Below are 16,206 nucleotides of genomic sequence, written 5' to 3'. Positions count from 1 at the left end.
TTATTCCACCGCCGCCGGCTCGACGAACACGTGGCGGTATTTGTCGTAATCCGCCTGCCTGCACTCCATCGTCAGGCGCGTGCCGTTCGGCTCGTAGCTCGTGGCGAGCACGTTGCCGTTGGCATTGAAGTACGAGACGAGCCGCCCTTCCGTGAACGGAATGACGACATCGCAGCGCACGTAATCCTGGAAGATCCGCTGCTTCACGAGCGCGACCAGCTCCTCGAGTCCCGCCTCCTCCTTGACGGAGAGATAGACGGCGTCCCCCTCCGCGCGCGGATAGGCTTCGCCCGTCAGGTCAGTCTTGTTGTACGCGTACACCATCGGAATGTGGTCCGCGCCGAGCGCCTTCAGCGTCTCGTTCGTCACCTCGATCAGCCGATCGTGCTCCAGGTTCGCGTAATCGACGACCTGGATTAGCAGGTCGGCTTCCGCGACCTCCTCGAGCGTGGAGCGGAACGCCTTGACGAGGTGATGCGGCAGCTGGCTGACGAAGCCGACGGTGTCGGTCAGCAGGAACGACTTGTTGTCCGGCAGGTCGATGCCCCGCACGGACGTCTCCAGCGTCGCGAACAGCATGTCTTTGGCCAGCACTTGCTTGGCGGAATCCGGCATGTACCGGGCAAGCAGCGCGTTCATGAGGCTGGACTTGCCGGCGTTCGTGTAGCCGACGAGACAGACGACCGGCACGCCGGTCTTCCGGCGCTGCTTGCGCTGCACCTGGCGCCGCGCGACGAGCTTCTCGAGGTCGTCCTGCAGCGCGGAGATCCGCTCCTCGATCCGCCGGCGGTCGAGCTCGAGCTTCGTCTCGCCCGCGCCGCGGTTCTTGAGGCCGGAGCCGCCGCCTTGGCGGCCGAGCGATTCGCGCAGGCCGACGAGACGCGGCAGCATGTACTGCAGCTGCGCGACCTCGACCTGCAGCTGCGCTTCGCGCGTCTGGGCGCGCTCGGCGAAGATGTCGAGAATGAGAATCGTGCGGTCGATGACCCGGCGCTGCAGCTCGCCTTCGAGGTTGCGCAGCTGCGACGGCGACAGCTCGTCGTTGAAGATGATCGTCGAGGCCTCGAGGCCCTCCGAGAGAGCGGACAGCTCCTCGACCTTGCCCGTGCCGAGATAGTGGGAGCCGTTGAGCTTGACCGCCTTCTGCGTCAGCTCGCCGACGACCTCCATATTGCAGGCTTCCGCCAAGTTCCGGAGCTCCTCCATCGCGTACGCGAAGTCTGGCCGGTCGTTCAAATTAACGCCGACGATTATGGCTTTTTGCAAGCTAGGTTGTTCCATCATATACGTGATTCCTCCTTTGTCTGCGACAAAAACGGGGACAAAACAAAAAACGCACGGCGCGCCGGCCTGTGCGTAAGCGGAGGAACTCGGGATCGGCGCCCGCGCGGCGTACGGAAGCCATAGCTTCCCGCCAGCGGGCGAAAGGTCGGTTCGGCAGCGGGTGCCGCGAAGAAGCCCGCGGGTGGGCGGGACGCGGCGCCGGGCCGAGTATGAAGCCGAAGGCAACGACGCGAACCGGACCAGCTGCCGGCCGGCGGTTCGTAGGCGTCGATGAAAGCTAACGGGTTACCTTCAAGCGGACAGACCTATCCTGAGATCCTCTGCACAGGGCAGAGCATTGGCGCTATTCAATTAGCCGCGCAACGTTCTCAACCGGATAAAGTCTATCACACGTAACCCTCCGTTCCTTGTAAGTATTGCCATTCTAACACAGGACGAGCAGGCATTGCAATCCATTGGAAACGAACTAGGAAATCAGTCCGCCCTCGCGTCTCGGCCTAGCCCGTCCCGCCCGGAGCCTCACGACACCCAGGTCACGCTCATGTCCTGCAGCGCTTTCTCCCAGCCGGCGGGCGGCCCTTCGTTCGAGACGATGTAGTGCACGTCGGAGAGGTCGGCGATCTTGGCGACCGTCCGCTTGCCGATCTTGGACGAATCCGCCACCGCGACCACGGTCTCGGAGCTGCGGACCAGCTTGCGCGTGAACAGCGCCCGCTCGTAGTCGAATCCGGACAGGCCGCTATCCAGCGACACGCCGTCCACGGAGATGAACGACTTGTTCACGTAGAAGTCCTCCATCATCTTCTCGGCGATCGGCCCCGACACCCGCAGATGCTTGGCGTTGACCTCGCCGCCGATGAAAATGATTTTGCCGTCGAAGACGCCCCGCTTCTGGTATTCGATCAGCAGGGTGAGCGCCGGGATGGCGCACACGAGAACCGTCAGCTCGCGCTTGCCCTCCAGGTAATGGATGATCTGCATCGCCGTGCTGCCCTCGTCGATGACCAGCACGTCGTGGTCGTCGATCAGCTTCGCCGCGTGCTGGCCGATCAGCCGTTTCTCCTCCGCGCGGCTGACTTCCCGCTCGTGGTACGCCGGCTCGATGTCGTGCGCGAATTTCACCGCCCCGCCGTACACCTTCTTGAGCTTGTTGTCTTTCTCCAGCTCGTCCAGATCGCGCCGGATCGTTTCCGTCGTGACGTCGAATTTTTGCGACAGCTCGTTGACGTTGACTTTACCCTTCTCGTTCAGCATGAAGAGAATGCCGCGCTTCCGTTCTTCTCCCGCCAGGGACATGCCGTTCTCCCCTTCGAATCTGTTTATTGCCTATTATACCATTTGCGCCGTTATTCGTAACCGCAGCCGTCCGCGGCTTCGCGGATGCATTGCCCGATGATTTCGAGCGCCCCGCGCATCTCGTCCTCCGTAATGAGCAGGGACGGGCGCAGCGTGATGACGTTGCCCTCGATGATCTTGAAAGCGACGCCCCGCTCCATCGCCTTGTACATGACAGCCTCGGCTTCCGCCACGGCCTTCTCCTTTGCGCCGACGCCCTTCACCAGCTCGATCCCGATATGCAGCCCCTTGCCGCTGACGTGGCTGACGAGCGGACAGCCCGCGCGCAGGCTTTCGAGCCAATCCAGCGCGAACGCGCCGACGCGCTCGGCCTGCCGCACGAGATCGTGCTTCTCGACGTACTCGATCATCGCGAGCCCCGCCGCGGCGCACAACCCGTTCTTCTCGTGCGTGTAGTGGCCGATCGAGACATGCGGCAGCGTGTTGTACGCCTCGCGCGTCACGATGCCCGCGAACGGCAGCAGCCCGCCGCCGAGCGACTTGCCGAGGACGAGCACATCCGGCGTGACGCTGTGCTCGCAGGCGAACATGCGGCCCGTGCGGCCGAAGCCCTCGATGATCTCGTCGAAGATCAAGAGCGCTCCGTACTTCTCGCACATCGCCTTGACCCGCGCCCAGAACCGGCCGCTCGGCACGACCGGCGTCGACGAGAAGTGCCCGGAAGCGTGATGAAATCGGCCGTATTGAATTCGTCCGTGCGGGTGTACACGTCATGGTCGCTGATCGAAATAAAATGATAGCCCTTCGCTTTGAACGCTTCGACGACTTCCGCCGCCGGCAGCCGGCCGTCCGACCACGTGGTATGCAGATGCAGATTGCCTTTGTACGCCGGTTGGTTGCGGTCGATCAAAATGATGTCTCTCACGAATGTCCCTCCGATTGGTTTTATAATGTATTTAGTTGTGATTATGTTGTTTGTATTCAGCATACATTGGCCTCCCCTGCAATTCAACCGTATCCGGGAGATTTAACAGTATATTAAACTCGCAGCCGCAAATCCCCGCTCCCGTGCTTGGTTTTGCAAGCCTCTTCGCTGCACGGCGCCGGCGCGGCACGAAGCCTTGCGCTTGCCGGGACGGTCGGCCGCGAAGACGGGAAGGTCGGCTCCTTTACGCCAAATCAACAAAATCCAACATAAATAGCCGACACGTGCCGCTTGGCGGCTTGGTGTCGGCTGTGCGCTGCCGCGGTATTCGGTTATCGGCCGCAGGCTGCAGTCGCGTTCAGCAAAAGGAGGGCGGTTCATGCCGTTAAACGTTCGGGTCGGCGCCGGGATGCGCCCCGGGAACGCCGGAACGGCCGGACCGCGCGATTGACGCCGCCTCCCCCGTGCGCCAAGCACGGCGAAAAGCCCGGCCTGCTCGGCCGGGCTCTTCGCCATTCGGGTTGCTGCTCTCCCTACTCGTTCACCATGACCATCTTGATGGCCGACCCGCGGTCGTCGCGCAGCGCCTTCATCGCATCCGGAAACTCGTCCAACGCGAACGTATGCGAGATGAGCGCGTCGCCGTCGACGGCGCCCGACTTCAACAGCTCGATGCATTTCGGGAAGAACAGCGCCGGCGTCGCGTGGGAACCCCGCAGCTGCAGCTTCTTGAAGTGGAATTCGTTCGCGTCGAACGAGATGCTCGCGCCCGCGCCGTATTCGATGCCGATGTAGCCGATCACGCCGCCCGTCCGCGCCGCCTTGAACGCGGGCGGGATCGTCTGCGGCGGCGACGTGACGAGCACGCGGTCCACCCCGCCGCGTTCGAACGGGTACGTCTCGAGCGGCGTCTTGTCCGTGTAGATGATCTCATCCGCCCCGAACGCGAGCGCCGTCTCGATGCGCTTAACGGAGTGGGAGCGGGCCGCCGCGTAGATTTTGCGCGCGCCCCGCAGCTTCGCGAGACGAAGCGCCATCAGGCCGATCGGCCCGAGGCCCAGCACCAGCACGTCCTCGCCCATGCGGATGTCGACCGTCTCCGTCAGGTCGACCGCCACGCCGAGCGGCTCCACGAGCGACGCAACCGCGAAGGACAGCCCCTCGAACGGCACGACGACCTCCTTCGGCGCGACGACGTACTCGGCGAAGCCCATGGAGAAGCGGCGCCCCCAGAAGCTCGGCCCTTTGTTGCACAAGTCGTACCGGCCGTCCCGGCACCATTCGCACGTCCGGCAAAACGTGCTCGTCTCCAGCGTCACCGACGCGCCGACGCCGACATGCCCGACGCGCGCGCCCTTCTCGACCACGACGCCCGCGATTTCGTGCCCGATCGCCTCCCAGTCGGCCGCGGCCGACTTCACGCTTGTCATGTCCGTGCCGCAGATCCCGCACGCTTTGACGCGGATCAGCACTTCGTCCTCGCCGATCGCCCCCAGCTCGCCCTCGCGTAGCTCGAATTGAAACGGCGCCTTGGCGTACCATGCTTTCGTCTTCATATTCCCGTATCCTCCCCGGCCAACCCTATTCGTCCTTTCGACATCTCCATTATAAGCCCGCGCGCGGATTCGAACAGTCCGTTATCACGCCAAACGTCCCGCATCCCGCCTGCGCCGCCGCGGACCGGCAGCCGTCCATATGCCCCTGCTCCCGCGCCAGGCGGACGGCCGCACGTCAAATCCGTACACCAAATATTCGGTTCCTTTCATCGACTTTTCCGATCCCCTTTGCCATACTTATGGGATGAAACGGGTCCCTGGGGCGTTTGCCGCTCCCCCCGTTACCTGAAGGAGGCTGCTTCACATGAACATTCGCGTTTTGCCGCTTGACCGGATCGGCGCCCGCATCGCCGACGACATCGCGGAGGTCGTCGCCGCGAAGCCGGACGCCCTGATCGCCTGGACGACCGGGAACACCCCGCTGCGCACCGGCATTTACCGGGAACTGATCGCGCGGGAGCAGGCGGGCGCCGCCGATTTCTCATCCTGCTGGTTCGTCAATCCTGACGAGCAGATCGGGATCCCCCGCGAGCACGAGGAAAGCTACCACGCCTATATGCAGCGCCACTTCTTCGGCCACATCCGCCATCCCGAGGAGCGCCGCTTCATCCCGGACGGCATGGCGGAGCGCCCCGAGGACGAGTGCGAGCGCATGGAGCGGTTCATCGAGGCGCACGGCGGCATCGACTATCAGCTCGTCGGCCTCGGCATCAACGGCCACCTCTGCTTCATCGAGCCGGCCGCCTCGCTGCCCGCGCGTTCGTTCGTGACGCCGATCGCGGAGGTCAACCGGCAGCTGTACGCGCCGCTGTTCGGCGGCCGGCTGGAGGACGTGCCGACGGCGGCCGTGACGTTCGGCTGGGGCACCGTGATGCGCTCCCGCCGGATCGTCCTCGTGGCGGTCGGCGAGGAGAAGGCCGGGATCGTCGCCCGGGCGCTGCGCGGACCGATCACGACCGAATGCCCGGCGACCGTGCTGCAGCTGCATCCGAACGTCGAGGTCGTGCTGGACGAAGCCGCGGCGGCGCTCTATCTGCAGGCGGAAGCCGAAGCGGCCGCGCGCCGCGAGGGCCGTTCCGAAGCAGCCGGGGAGCCGGCACGATGAGGATCGCGGTCGCCGGCATGATGCCGGCAGGCCGCCGGCAGGTCGCGGGCATGATGCGCGAGATCTATGCGTTCACGGCGCTGCGGACGGGGCAAGGATTCAGCCATTGAGGGGAAAGGCTCGCGGTTCGGCAGAATCGCCAGCTATGTTACGACGTTGATTATTCATGGCGTGAACGATGCCACGCCGCGCGAAAGCCCGGCCTGTGCTGACCGGGCTTCTCGGGGATGGTTTCGGGGCCGCCTGCAACGGAGACGGCTGCGGCTGTCCTCGGCAACAAGAGCCAGCCCGCTAGTTTGGCGGACACAGATGCCGCTATTTCGCCGAAAACGGCGATTTTCGCGATTAGGCGGCCACACGTTCCGCTATTCGGGTGCCAAACCGCCGATTTCCCCTCGATCCGGCCCAATAGCGGCTCCTGTGGCCGCGAAGCGCCGAAAATGAAGCCTTTCGCGCCATTAACGGCTTTCCTGTCCGCGTGGCTAGCTTGTCTGGCTGCGAAGGCGCATCCCCGCGGCAATGCCTGGCCCACAGCGGCGCCGGAGTGTACCTCGCCTGACCTAGCGAGCGAACGAACAACCTTCCTCGCGTGCCATGCGCCGCACACTCAACCGCACCGGCGCCCCCCCGCGCCCAAAACCGCCGCCCCCAACGCGTCACGCGCCAGGCTATCGTCCCCGGCTGTCCTGCACCTGCGCGAAGAACCGCCGCAGCTCCCGCCGGTGGGCGTACGCGAGCAGCCCGAAGCTGACGAGCCCGAACAGCACCGTCGCGCCCGGATAGCCGGCGACGGCCAGATAGCCCGTCAGCAGCAGCATGCCGGCCACGACCTGAAAGCCGTCCGCCGCCGAGGAGGTCGGCTTGCCCCGCGTGAACAGCCGGGAGCCGGCCAGCAGCGCCGCCAAAATGACGGCATAAGCGAGCGAGGCGGCGAAGCCCGTCAGCCCGCTCCATACCCCGAACGTCACGGCGATTGCTTTGCCGCCCCGCCCGCGCAGGAACGGGGAGAACATATGCCCGAGAATCGCGGCGGCGGCGGGGGGCACGAGGCCATACCCGTCCAACGCGCCCGTCGCGGCGAGCGCGAAGAGCGGCGCCCAGCCTTTCGCAAAATCCAGCGCGATGCCGGCCAGCCCGTACGAATAGCCCGCCGCTTGCCACAAATTGATCGCGCCCGGATTGCCGTCGCCGACGTCGCGCAAGTTATGGTTCGCCAGTAGGCCGAGCCAGTAGGAGAACATCAGGGAACCGCAGAGAAAAGACAGAACCGTCCACACGATGATCATCGATTTTCCCGGCCTCCCACCTCGATGCGCCTTCCCTTCCATGCGACATGCCCCAGGAAGACGACCTGGTACGCCGAGTATGCCATCACATACAGGAAAAACGCGGTGCTCAGCAGGTGAACCGCCGGCAGCCACCGGCCGAAGCGGCCCGTATAGCGCACGAAATAATAAATCTGCGCCGTATAGAGCGCGTAGGCGGCGACGAACGGCCAAGCCCAGGAGGTGCCGAGCAGGAATGGCGCCGCCTCCGCCGCGATCAGCCCGACGAGCCACGCGGCCACGAGCGCGATCGTCCGCCCGTTCAGTTTGCCCGTGCTGAGCACCGCGCCTTTGCTGAAGCCTTCGATCTCGCTGCGGATGCCGCCGGGGTACATGCGGAAGGACACCGTGCCGCGGCCGATAAAATTCGTCACCGGAATGCCGGCCTCCGTGAATTTGGCGCCTAGGTTCAGGTCGTCCAGCAGCTCGGATTTGATCGCCTCATGGCCCTGCGCCCGTTCGTAATCGTCCCGCGCCGTCAGGATGCACGACCCGTATAGCCCCTTCTTCGGGTTGGTCCGCTCGAACGGGGATGTGAACGCGAACAGCCCCAGGATGTTCGCGACGAGCGCCAGCCGTTCGTAAAACCGCTCCGTCTGGTGGAACGGCACGACGGAGACGACGCCCCCCGTCTTCGCCCGCGCCGCGAGCAGCGCAGCCAGCGCCCCCGGCGCGAGCCGCACGTCCGCGTCGAGGAAGGCAATCAGCTCGCCGGACGTACGTTGGTAGCCGTTCCAGACGGCCCAGTTTTTGCCCGTCCAGCCCGGGGGCGGCGGCGTGCCGGCAACGACGGTAACACCGAAGCCCTCCGCGACGGCCCGCGTCTCGTCCTCCGATCCGTCGTCCACGACGATGACCTCGAACGGCCGGAGCGTCTGCGCCCGCAGCGAGCCCAATAGGCGAGGCAGATTGCGCGCCTCGTTGCGCGCCGGGATGACGACGGACAGCCTGCCGCCTGCCGGCGCGTCCGAAGGAAGGGCGGAGGGAATCGTATTCGCGCGAAACAAGACCAAGCCCGCGGCGCAAGCGCACGCCAGCAGAGCCGCCAGCAGCAGAAGCGGCAAACCCATATCCCCACCCCCGTATCGTTTAGGATATGAATCTATCATAAGAGATATTTCCATAAACTTCCACGATTTTGCAGACCGCCGGGAATGCGGAAAAGCAGCATTTCGGCGCTTGGCGGCAAAAGCTTGTCCAGACGGCAGGACGGCGGCGGGCGGGGCGGCAGGAGCTGCCCGCCCGTACGGCAAGCGGGCAACGGCCTCCCCGCCGCTGCAACCGGTCGGCAAGCGCCGCGGGCGCACGCCGACCTGCGGCGCGCCTCAACCAGCAAGCGTGGCGCACGTCGCTCGTGCGCCCGGCCGCATGCCCTCACCCCGGTCCGCCTGGTTCCCGCGCCAATCGCGCCTCCAGCTCCGACAGTCCCTCGGGCGTGTCGGCGTCCAGCCCCCATGCCGCGTCGCCGAACGGGAGGATCCGCAGCGCGGCGCGGTGCCGGGCGAGGATGGACTTGCCGCCCTCGTCGCCGCTCAACGCCGCGAACTCCGCGTACAGCCCGGCGTCGAACAGCACGGGATGGCCCGGCGCGCCGGCGTAGGCGGGCCGCACGATGCGGACGCCCTCGCCGCGGCCGCGGCCGTACTCACGCAGCAGCGCGTCCACGACGGCGCGCGGGACGAGCGGCTGGTCGGCCAGAAACACGAGCGCCGCGTCCGTCCGGTCCGCCGGCGCCGCGATGCCGGTCCGCAGCGAGGATGCCATCCCCGTCTGGTACGCCGGGTTTTCGGCGATCACGAGCCGCGCGCCGAACGGAGCCGCCGCCGCGGCAAGCTCCCGCACGCGGTGGCCTCCGACCAGGACGACCGGGGACAGCCCCGCCGCGAGCGCGGTCTCCGCCGCGTAGCGGAACAATGGCTTGCCGGCCAAGGGAACAAGCGGCTTGAACCGCCCCATCCGCGTCGACATGCCGGCCGCGAGAATCACGGCGCCGACCCGGCTCATGTCCGCCTCCGGCGCCGGCCGCTCCGGTGCCCGATCAGCTCCGCGACGATGCTGACGGCGATCTCCTCCGGCCCCTCGGCGCCGATGTCCGCGCCGACCGGCGCGCGCAGCCAGCCCGGCACGGGATCAGGCGCGACCAGCCGCTCCGTCCGGCCCCGCGCGCCCAGGACGCCGGCGTAGCGGGGCGGCGCCGCCATCAGCCGCCGCACGATCTCCCGGTCCTGCGCGAAGCCGTGCGTCATGACGAGCACGAAAGCGTCCGCGGGAATCGGATGCCGCGCGAGGTACGTCTCCGGGTGCAGGGCGACGAGCCGCGCGTCAGGATAATGCGCCGCGCTGCACCTCGCCTCGCGCGGATCGACGACCGTGACGGCGAAGTCCGCCGCCGCCGCGAGCCGGACCAGCGGCTCGGTATCGGGCCCCGCGCCGAAGACGATCAGCCGCTCCGGCGGCCGGTAGAGCTCGAGCAGCAGCATCCCTTCGCCCGCGGGCAGCGGCACGGTCCCGATCGCCGCGCCGCGCGCAAGGAACCGGTCGAGCGCCGCAAGCAGCCAGCCGTCCGGCGCCTCCAGCCCCGCCGCGCGTCCGAACATCTCGCCGTCCTCCGCGTAGAACAACCCAGGCCCATCGTCCCGCTCCCCGCCGCGCCAAGAATCTCCCCCGTCATCGCGGTAACCCGCGCGCTCCGGCTGCACAGCCGCCTCGGCCTCGCCAGCACCGCCGCGGCGGTCTTCCCGCCCGTGTTCGTCCTCCGGGAGTAGAGCCGCCTCGCCCCCGCCTTGGCGGCCCGCCCACCTGCTCCCTTCCTCCGGCCGCGGCGGCGCCTCGGGCCTCGGCCGCGGTCCCGTCCCGCTCGCCTCGTCCCCCGCGCCGATCGCCTCGCCCCCGCCGCGCAGCCGCCGCGCATGCACGACCTGCGCGCCCCGCTCCAGGCATGCCGCCGCGCGTGCCCAGACGGACGCCCCGCCGCCTTCGGCCCCGTCCGTCCAGGCGCACGGCTCGACATAGACGGTGACGCGCCCGTTGCAGCCCGCTCCGCGGCCCCAGGACAGATCGTCCTCCGCGCGCAGGTCGTACGTCAGCGACAGCGGCCGGCCGGCGGCCATGACCTCCACGGCGCGGTGCCGCAGATCCTCCTCCAGGCAGCCCGCGCTGATGACGCCGTGCGCGGTCCCGTCCTCGGCGATCAGCATTTTGGCGCCTGCGTGCCGATAGGCCGAGCCCTCCACCGCGATCACCGTCGCCATGGCGCAGCGCTGCCGGCCTTGCGCCTTCAGCGCCCGCAGCATGCGGCAGCGGTCATTCACGACCGAGCACCGCATGGATCGCCGCCCGGATCTCCTGGTAGCTCGTGCAGCGGCAAATATTGGAGCGCAGCCATTCCGTCACGACGGCTTCGTCCGCATCCGGGACCCGTTCGACGAGCGCCTGGCAATTCATGATGAAGCCCGACGTGCAGAAGCCGCATTGAAACGCGAAATGGTCGATGAACGCCTGCTGGATCGGCGCGTCCTCCAAGCCCTCGATGGTCGTGATGCGCATGCCGTGCGTCTCGATGGCCAGCACCAGGCAGGACTTGACCGCGAGGCCGTTCAGCATGACCGTGCAGGCGCCGCAGTCGCCGTTCTCGCAGCCGGCCTTCGCCCCCGTGAGCCCCAAGTTTTCGCGGAGCACCCGCAGCAGCGTATCCGCCGAGCGGACGACGACGGGCCGCCGCTTGCCGTTGGCCAGCAGCTCCATTTCGCCTTTGACGATACCCCGATCGCTCATATGCCCCTCCGTTCCAATTCCGCCATCGTATCCTGCAGCGTGTTGCGCAGCACGAACGTCCGGTACGCCGCCGAGGCGAGCATGTCGCTCAATATCGGCGCCGGCCATTCCGCGATGGCGCGGTCGATCCGCTCCTCCATAGGGAGCGAGGCGTCGTTCAGGATCGCCTCCAGCCGCGCCGAACGGAACGGTATGGCGCTGACGCCGCTGAACGCGATCCGGATGCCTTCGCCCGTCTTCAAGGCCGTCACGCGGACGAGCGGATAGTCGATGCGTTCCATCTTCGTCTTCTTGACCGTCACGTACGGCAGCCCGAAATACCGGCGGTCGGCCATCACCTGCACGAGCAGCTCGCCCGGCGCGAGCCGCGGCTCGCCATTCAGAATATCGGCGATCGGCACGGTCCGCGTCCCGTCCGGCCCTGCGAGCACGGCTTCGGCGTCGGCGAGCAGGAAGGGCAGCAGCGCTTCCCGATAGTAGAACCGGCCGCATAAATTGCCGCCGACGGTGATGCGGTTCCGGTTCGTATGGTCGGCCACGTCCCGCGCCGTGTCAGCGAGCAGCGGGAACAGCGGATGCTCCTCCACCGCGATCAGCGGCACCGCCGCCCCGATGACGAGCCGGCCGCCGCGGAATTCCATGACGCAGCAGTCGGGGATCGCCTTGATGTCGATGACCGCCCCGGTGCGCAGCTGCTCCAGGCGCGCCATCGAGATGATCTCCGAGCCGCCCGCGTAATAGAGCGGCGACAGGCCTCGCGCCTCCGCCTGCCGGTACAGCCGGACCGCTTCGCTGACGGACGCCGGCCGGAAATATTCGAAGTCGTACGCAATCATGGCTGTCCACCGCCCTCCTTATGCCGCCAAATCAGCTCCGGGGTCAGCGGAAGCTCGTTCAGCGGGACGCCGGCCGCGGCCGACAGCGCGTTCGCGAGCGCCGCCGGCATGCCGATCGTGCTGTGCTCCCCGATGCCCCTCGCGCCGTACGGGCCGTCGAGGTACGGCGTCTCGACGAAGTCCACCAAGTAGTCCGGCGTTTCCCCGTAGCGGGTGATCTTGTACGTCCGCAGCTGCGGGTTAAGCACCGCGCCCGCTTCGTCGAACAGGAAGCCTTCGCGCGTGGCGAAGCTGAGCCCCATGTTCATGCCGCCCATGACCTGCCCGCGCGCCAGCGCTTCGTTCAGCACGCGGCCGGCGTCGAACACGGACGCCGCCGTCAGGATGCGGTACGTCCAGTCGCGGGTGTCGAGCTCGACTTCGACGGCCTGCGCGCCGACGGTCCACTGCGGGCCGGGAATGCCTTTGCCCGTCTCGGGGTCGAGCGTCCGCAGCCCGTGCACCCGGAACGTCCCCCGGCCGATGACCGGTTCCCCGGCGGTGCTCCCGTCCGGATAGGCGTAGCCGTTCGCGAGGTCGCCGAACGTCAGGCGCCGCTTCGGGTCGTCCCTGGCGTACACCGCGCCGCCGGCGGTCTCCAGCTCCTCCGGCGGGCGCTTCAGCACGCGCGAGGCGTTGCGCTTTAGCTGCGCGAGCGCGTCGTCCGCGGCGCCGAGCACCGCCCGGCCGGCCATCATCGTGGACGAGCTTGCGACCGTCTTCCAATGCTCGGGGGTCAGCTCCGTGTCGACGTCCATTTTGACCCGCACCCGCGACAGCGGAACGTCCATCCGCCGGGCCAGCAGCTGCGCCATCGCGGTCCGGTTCCCCTGCCCGATCTCGCTCGGGCCGACCCCGAGATTCAGGCTGCCGTCCGGGTTGAACGTGACGACCGCGCCGCTGCCGGTGTCGATCTTGGACGTGGACGTCTTCCATATGCAGGCCGCGCCCTTCGCCCTCACCTTGCCGCCGGCGTCCTCGACCCGCCTGCCGTCCTCCCAGCGGATCAGCGTCTTCAGCCGCGCGATGCACTGCTCCACGTCGCCCAGGTTGCTGCGGTTCAGCGGCGCCTGCGTCGGCGTCGTGTCCCCCGGCTTGACGGCGTTCAACAGCCGCAGCGCGAGCGGATCCATCCCGAGTCTGTCCGCCAGCAGGTCCATCGCCCGCTCGATGCAGTAATGCGATTCCGTATGGCCGAAGCCCCGGAAGGCCGTCGCGTACGGATGGTTCGTATACACGCACAGCGAGTCGCAGCGGACGTTGTCGACGCGGTACGGCCCCGTGCAGTCGACCGCTGCGGCCTTCGCCACCGAAGGTCCCAGATCCGTGTAGCCGCCGGTATCGAATAAATACGTGATGTCCACGGCCTGCAGCTTGCCGTCCCGCGAGGCGCCCACCTTTACGGCCGCTTCCAGGCCAATATGGCTGGGCGAGCCGGCCATGTCCGTCTCCCGGACGTTGTTGATCTTGACGGGCAGCCCCCCGCACGCCTTCGAAGCCAGGTACGCGATATATTCCAGCTGCACGGAGCCCTTCCCGCCGAACGCGCCCCCGACGAAAGGAACGCGCGTCGCGACCTGTGTCTGCTTCAAGCCGAATACCTGCTCGAACAGCGGACCCATATGAAAGCCGTCCTGCGTCGACGACTCGATCCGCACGAGCCCGCTCGGCATGATCTCCACGATGGCGGAGCGCGGCTCCATCGCGGCGTGGTCGGACGGGCCGAACCGCAGCGAAGTCTCCACGATGACGTCGCTGGCCGCCCACCCTGCATTCATGTCGCCTTTGCGGATGCGGGTGCGGCTGCCGATATTGCTGTTCGGCTCGGGGTACACGTCTCCGTACCGGCGGTACGCGGCCGGGTCGTCGTGCACGAGCGGCGCGTCCGGCAGCAGGGCCGCGCTCGGGGACCGCACGGCCGGCAGGGGCTCGAACGCGGTGCGGATCCGTCCCGCCGCCAGCTTCGCGAGACGCTCCGTGTCGGCGACGACCACCGCGATCGGCTCGCCGAAATAGCGCGCCTTGCCGTAGGCCAGCGGCGGCCGGTCGGCGAGCAGCGGCCCCGTCGGCTCCGGATGCGCCTCCCCGGTCACGACGGCGCGCACGCCTCCGAGCTTCAACGCGTCGGAAGCGTCGATGGCGACGATCCGCGCATGAGCATGGGGGCTCGTCACCAGCCACCCGTGCAGCAGGCGGGACGCTTCCGTATCGTTCGTATAGCGGGCGAAGCCCGTCACCTTGTCCCGCGATTCCAGCCTCGGCACGCCCTTGCCGATCGTATCCACCGTCGTCTCCTCCTTCGCGCTTGGCCGAGTGCGCCGGCTTTAAGACGCCTTGTATCATCATATAGCGGCGGGATGTTGTCTTATGCGCGCGCGGGGCGTTCCGCCGCAGGGCGGCATAGCGGCCGGAGGCGCGGTTGACCGCGGCGCGGTTGACAGCCGCCCCGCGCGGGTATGAACAGAAAGAACCTTTGCTCCCGCAGGGGCAAAGGCTCTTTCTGTTCGTGCGGGCCGGCGCGCCGGCGGACGCGCGCTTAGTCCCGCGCCATGGCGCGCAGCTGTTTCCGCGCGCGGTGGATGCGCGTCTTCACGGCGGCCACCGTCAGGCGCTCGGCGCGCGCGATCTGCTCGTAGGTCAGGTCGTGCGCGTAGATGAGCAGGAGCGGCTGGCGCAGCAGCGGATCCAGCCGCAGAATCAGCCGAAGCGCGTCTTCGGCGACCGAGGCGCGGTCCGGGCCGGAGGCCGCCGCGCTCCAGCGCTCGACCCGGTCCGTCAGCAGCACGCGCCCGCTCGCCTTGCGGCGGTAATCGATCGCCTTGTTCCGCGCAACGGTCGTCATCCAAGCTTCCGGATTCGCGGCGTTCCGCACCGAATCGAGGCGGGCGTAGATGTTTAGAAATACCTCCTGCGCGATGTCCTGGGCCAAATACCGGTCCCGGACGATCGCGTAGGCCGTAGCGTGGACGAGCCGCTCGTACCGCGCGTACAGCCGGTTGAACTCCTCCTCTCTCGCCTCCCGTTCCGATGCGGCAGCCAGCTGCCCCGCGCCGCTCATCGCGCAGCCCCCGCGTCGCCGCCCGGCGCGGTCACGGCGGCCGCGCCTTCGTATTCCTCGAGCGTCAAGCCCTGCCCGTACATGGCTGCAGCCGTTGCCTCGCCGACGTAACGGAGGTGCCATGGCTCGTAGACGTAGCCCGTCACGGCTTCTTTCCCCTTCGGATACCGAATGATAAAGCCGTATTCGTGCGCGTGCTCGGCGAGCCAAGCCGCCTCCGGCTTGTCCGCGAAGCAAGCCGTCGCCTGGCACGTGCCGTCCGCGCCGGAGACGTCGATCGCGAGTCCCGTCTCGTGCTCGCTCGTGCCCGGATAGGCGCTGTACGTCTCCGCTTTCGCGAGACCGTCCTCGCGTACGTAGCGGTCGAACAGCTCCTTCTGCCGTTTGAACGAGCGGTACGCCGACACGCCGGCCAAGGGCAGGCCGTCCTTCTTCGCGGCCGCGAAGAGCCCCTCGAGCGCGTCCGCGGCTTCTTTGCGCATCATCCGCTTCTCGATCTTTTCGCGGAACGTGAACTTGACGTCCGGATACACGAGGTCGTCCGGTTCGTACGCGTCCGGCAGCTTGTTGCGCTTGTTGACGAGCGCCGTCACGGCGTCCGGCTCTGCGACCGTCTGCCGGGCTTCGGCGTCCGCTCCGCCGCCGCTCGCCGGCGTCTCGCCGCCGCTGTTCGCCGGCGCTTGGCCGGCGCCGCCGGCCGCCGCGTCCGCGCGCCCGTCAGGCTGACCGGCAGCCCCGCCGGCTTGTTCATTCGGGCCGCCGCCGTCGGCGAGCCGGCCGTCCGCGTCGCCGGAGGCCTGTCCCGCAAGGCCGCTCCCGGAAGCGGCTTTCGATTGAAAAGGCCCGCCGGCGCAGGCCGTTAACGTCATCAGCATCGCGGCAAGCAGCAGCGGGATCCACCAGGTTGACTTCATGTTCGATTCGTTCTCCTTTATCTCCGGCGCGCGGGAATGCCGCCGCGCCTTGGTTTACTCCCAGTGTACCGGCGTCCTGTTGCCGATTGAAGCA

General features: G+C 67.5%; 15 protein-coding genes. 1 reads left to right on the top strand and 14 read right to left on the bottom strand.

The features are described from left to right. The 5 genes from hflX to ACFPB1_RS10695 form a co-directional block, all read right to left on the bottom strand. Positions 1-1,281 (bottom strand): GTPase HflX, encoded by a 1,281-nt coding sequence (hflX, locus tag ACFPB1_RS10715; protein WP_379225070.1) that lies wholly within the window; start codon positions 1,279-1,281, stop codon positions 1-3. Between the two features lie 522 nt (positions 1,282-1,803). Further along, positions 1,804-2,580, bottom strand: a complete 777-nt coding sequence (locus tag ACFPB1_RS10710) for a DeoR/GlpR family DNA-binding transcription regulator (RefSeq protein WP_379224911.1) — start codon at positions 2,578-2,580, stop codon at positions 1,804-1,806. 50 nt (positions 2,581-2,630) lie between these two features. Continuing rightward, the gene (locus ACFPB1_RS10705; protein ID WP_379224909.1) at positions 2,631-3,239 is read right to left on the bottom strand and encodes an aminotransferase class III-fold pyridoxal phosphate-dependent enzyme; all 609 of its coding nucleotides are present in this window, start codon (positions 3,237-3,239) and stop codon (positions 2,631-2,633) included. After that, complete coding sequence (locus ACFPB1_RS10700) at positions 3,212-3,505, bottom strand: PHP domain-containing protein (protein WP_379224907.1); 294 nt, start codon at positions 3,503-3,505, stop codon at positions 3,212-3,214. The genes ACFPB1_RS10705 and ACFPB1_RS10700 overlap by 28 nt, the downstream gene beginning before the upstream one ends. 533 nt (positions 3,506-4,038) lie before the next feature. After that, a complete protein-coding gene (locus ACFPB1_RS10695; protein WP_379224904.1) occupies positions 4,039-5,061 on the bottom strand; it encodes a zinc-dependent alcohol dehydrogenase in 1,023 nt (340 codons plus the stop codon). A gap of 304 nt (positions 5,062-5,365) precedes the next feature. On the opposite strand from ACFPB1_RS10695, the gene ACFPB1_RS10690 reads away from it, so the two are divergent. Next, positions 5,366-6,166, top strand: a complete 801-nt coding sequence (locus ACFPB1_RS10690) for a glucosamine-6-phosphate deaminase (RefSeq protein ID WP_379224902.1) — start codon at positions 5,366-5,368, stop codon at positions 6,164-6,166. Between the two features lie 668 nt (positions 6,167-6,834). Here ACFPB1_RS10690 and ACFPB1_RS10685 read toward each other — a convergent pair. The 9 genes from ACFPB1_RS10685 to ACFPB1_RS10645 all read right to left on the bottom strand — a co-directional run bounded on the left by ACFPB1_RS10685 (position 6,835) and on the right by ACFPB1_RS10645 (position 16,112). Beyond that, positions 6,835-7,452 carry a glycerol-3-phosphate acyltransferase gene (locus ACFPB1_RS10685; protein WP_379224900.1) on the bottom strand — a complete coding sequence of 206 codons (618 nt, stop codon included), beginning with the start codon at positions 7,450-7,452 and terminating at the stop codon, positions 6,835-6,837. Beyond that, complete coding sequence (locus tag ACFPB1_RS10680) at positions 7,449-8,561, bottom strand: glycosyltransferase (RefSeq protein ID WP_379224898.1); 1,113 nt, start codon at positions 8,559-8,561, stop codon at positions 7,449-7,451. The genes ACFPB1_RS10685 and ACFPB1_RS10680 overlap by 4 nt, the downstream gene beginning before the upstream one ends. Before the next feature lie 304 nt (positions 8,562-8,865). Next, entirely contained in the window at positions 8,866-9,495 is a 630-nt protein-coding gene (locus ACFPB1_RS10675) for a nucleotidyltransferase family protein (RefSeq protein ID WP_379224896.1), read from the bottom strand. Beyond that, a complete protein-coding gene (locus ACFPB1_RS10670) occupies positions 9,492-10,802 on the bottom strand; it encodes an XdhC family protein (protein WP_379224894.1) in 1,311 nt (436 codons plus the stop codon). The genes ACFPB1_RS10675 and ACFPB1_RS10670 overlap by 4 nt, the downstream gene beginning before the upstream one ends. Beyond that, positions 10,795-11,265: a (2Fe-2S)-binding protein gene (locus tag ACFPB1_RS10665; protein ID WP_379224892.1), complete on the bottom strand. Its 471-nt coding sequence runs from the start codon at positions 11,263-11,265 to the stop codon at positions 10,795-10,797. The genes ACFPB1_RS10670 and ACFPB1_RS10665 overlap by 8 nt, the downstream gene beginning before the upstream one ends. Further along, positions 11,262-12,101: an FAD binding domain-containing protein gene (locus tag ACFPB1_RS10660; RefSeq protein WP_379224890.1), complete on the bottom strand. Its 840-nt coding sequence runs from the start codon at positions 12,099-12,101 to the stop codon at positions 11,262-11,264. Before ACFPB1_RS10660 ends, ACFPB1_RS10665 begins: the two co-directional genes overlap by 4 nt. Continuing rightward, entirely contained in the window at positions 12,098-14,425 is a 2,328-nt protein-coding gene (locus tag ACFPB1_RS10655; RefSeq protein ID WP_379224888.1) for a xanthine dehydrogenase family protein molybdopterin-binding subunit, read from the bottom strand. The genes ACFPB1_RS10660 and ACFPB1_RS10655 overlap by 4 nt, the downstream gene beginning before the upstream one ends. Before the next feature lie 251 nt (positions 14,426-14,676). After that, the gene (locus tag ACFPB1_RS10650) at positions 14,677-15,198 is read right to left on the bottom strand and encodes an RNA polymerase sigma factor (RefSeq protein ID WP_379224886.1); all 522 of its coding nucleotides are present in this window, start codon (positions 15,196-15,198) and stop codon (positions 14,677-14,679) included. Next, positions 15,195-16,112: a M15 family metallopeptidase gene (locus ACFPB1_RS10645; protein WP_379224884.1), complete on the bottom strand. Its 918-nt coding sequence runs from the start codon at positions 16,110-16,112 to the stop codon at positions 15,195-15,197. Before ACFPB1_RS10645 ends, ACFPB1_RS10650 begins: the two co-directional genes overlap by 4 nt. Between the last annotated feature and the right edge of the window lie 94 nt (positions 16,113-16,206).

The sequence above is a fragment of the Paenibacillus sp. GCM10023250 genome, from assembly GCF_042653205.1.
In the GTDB taxonomy this organism is placed as follows: domain Bacteria; phylum Bacillota; class Bacilli; order Paenibacillales; family Paenibacillaceae; genus Paenibacillus_Z.
This window is presented reverse-complemented; position numbering and strand designations above follow the sequence as displayed.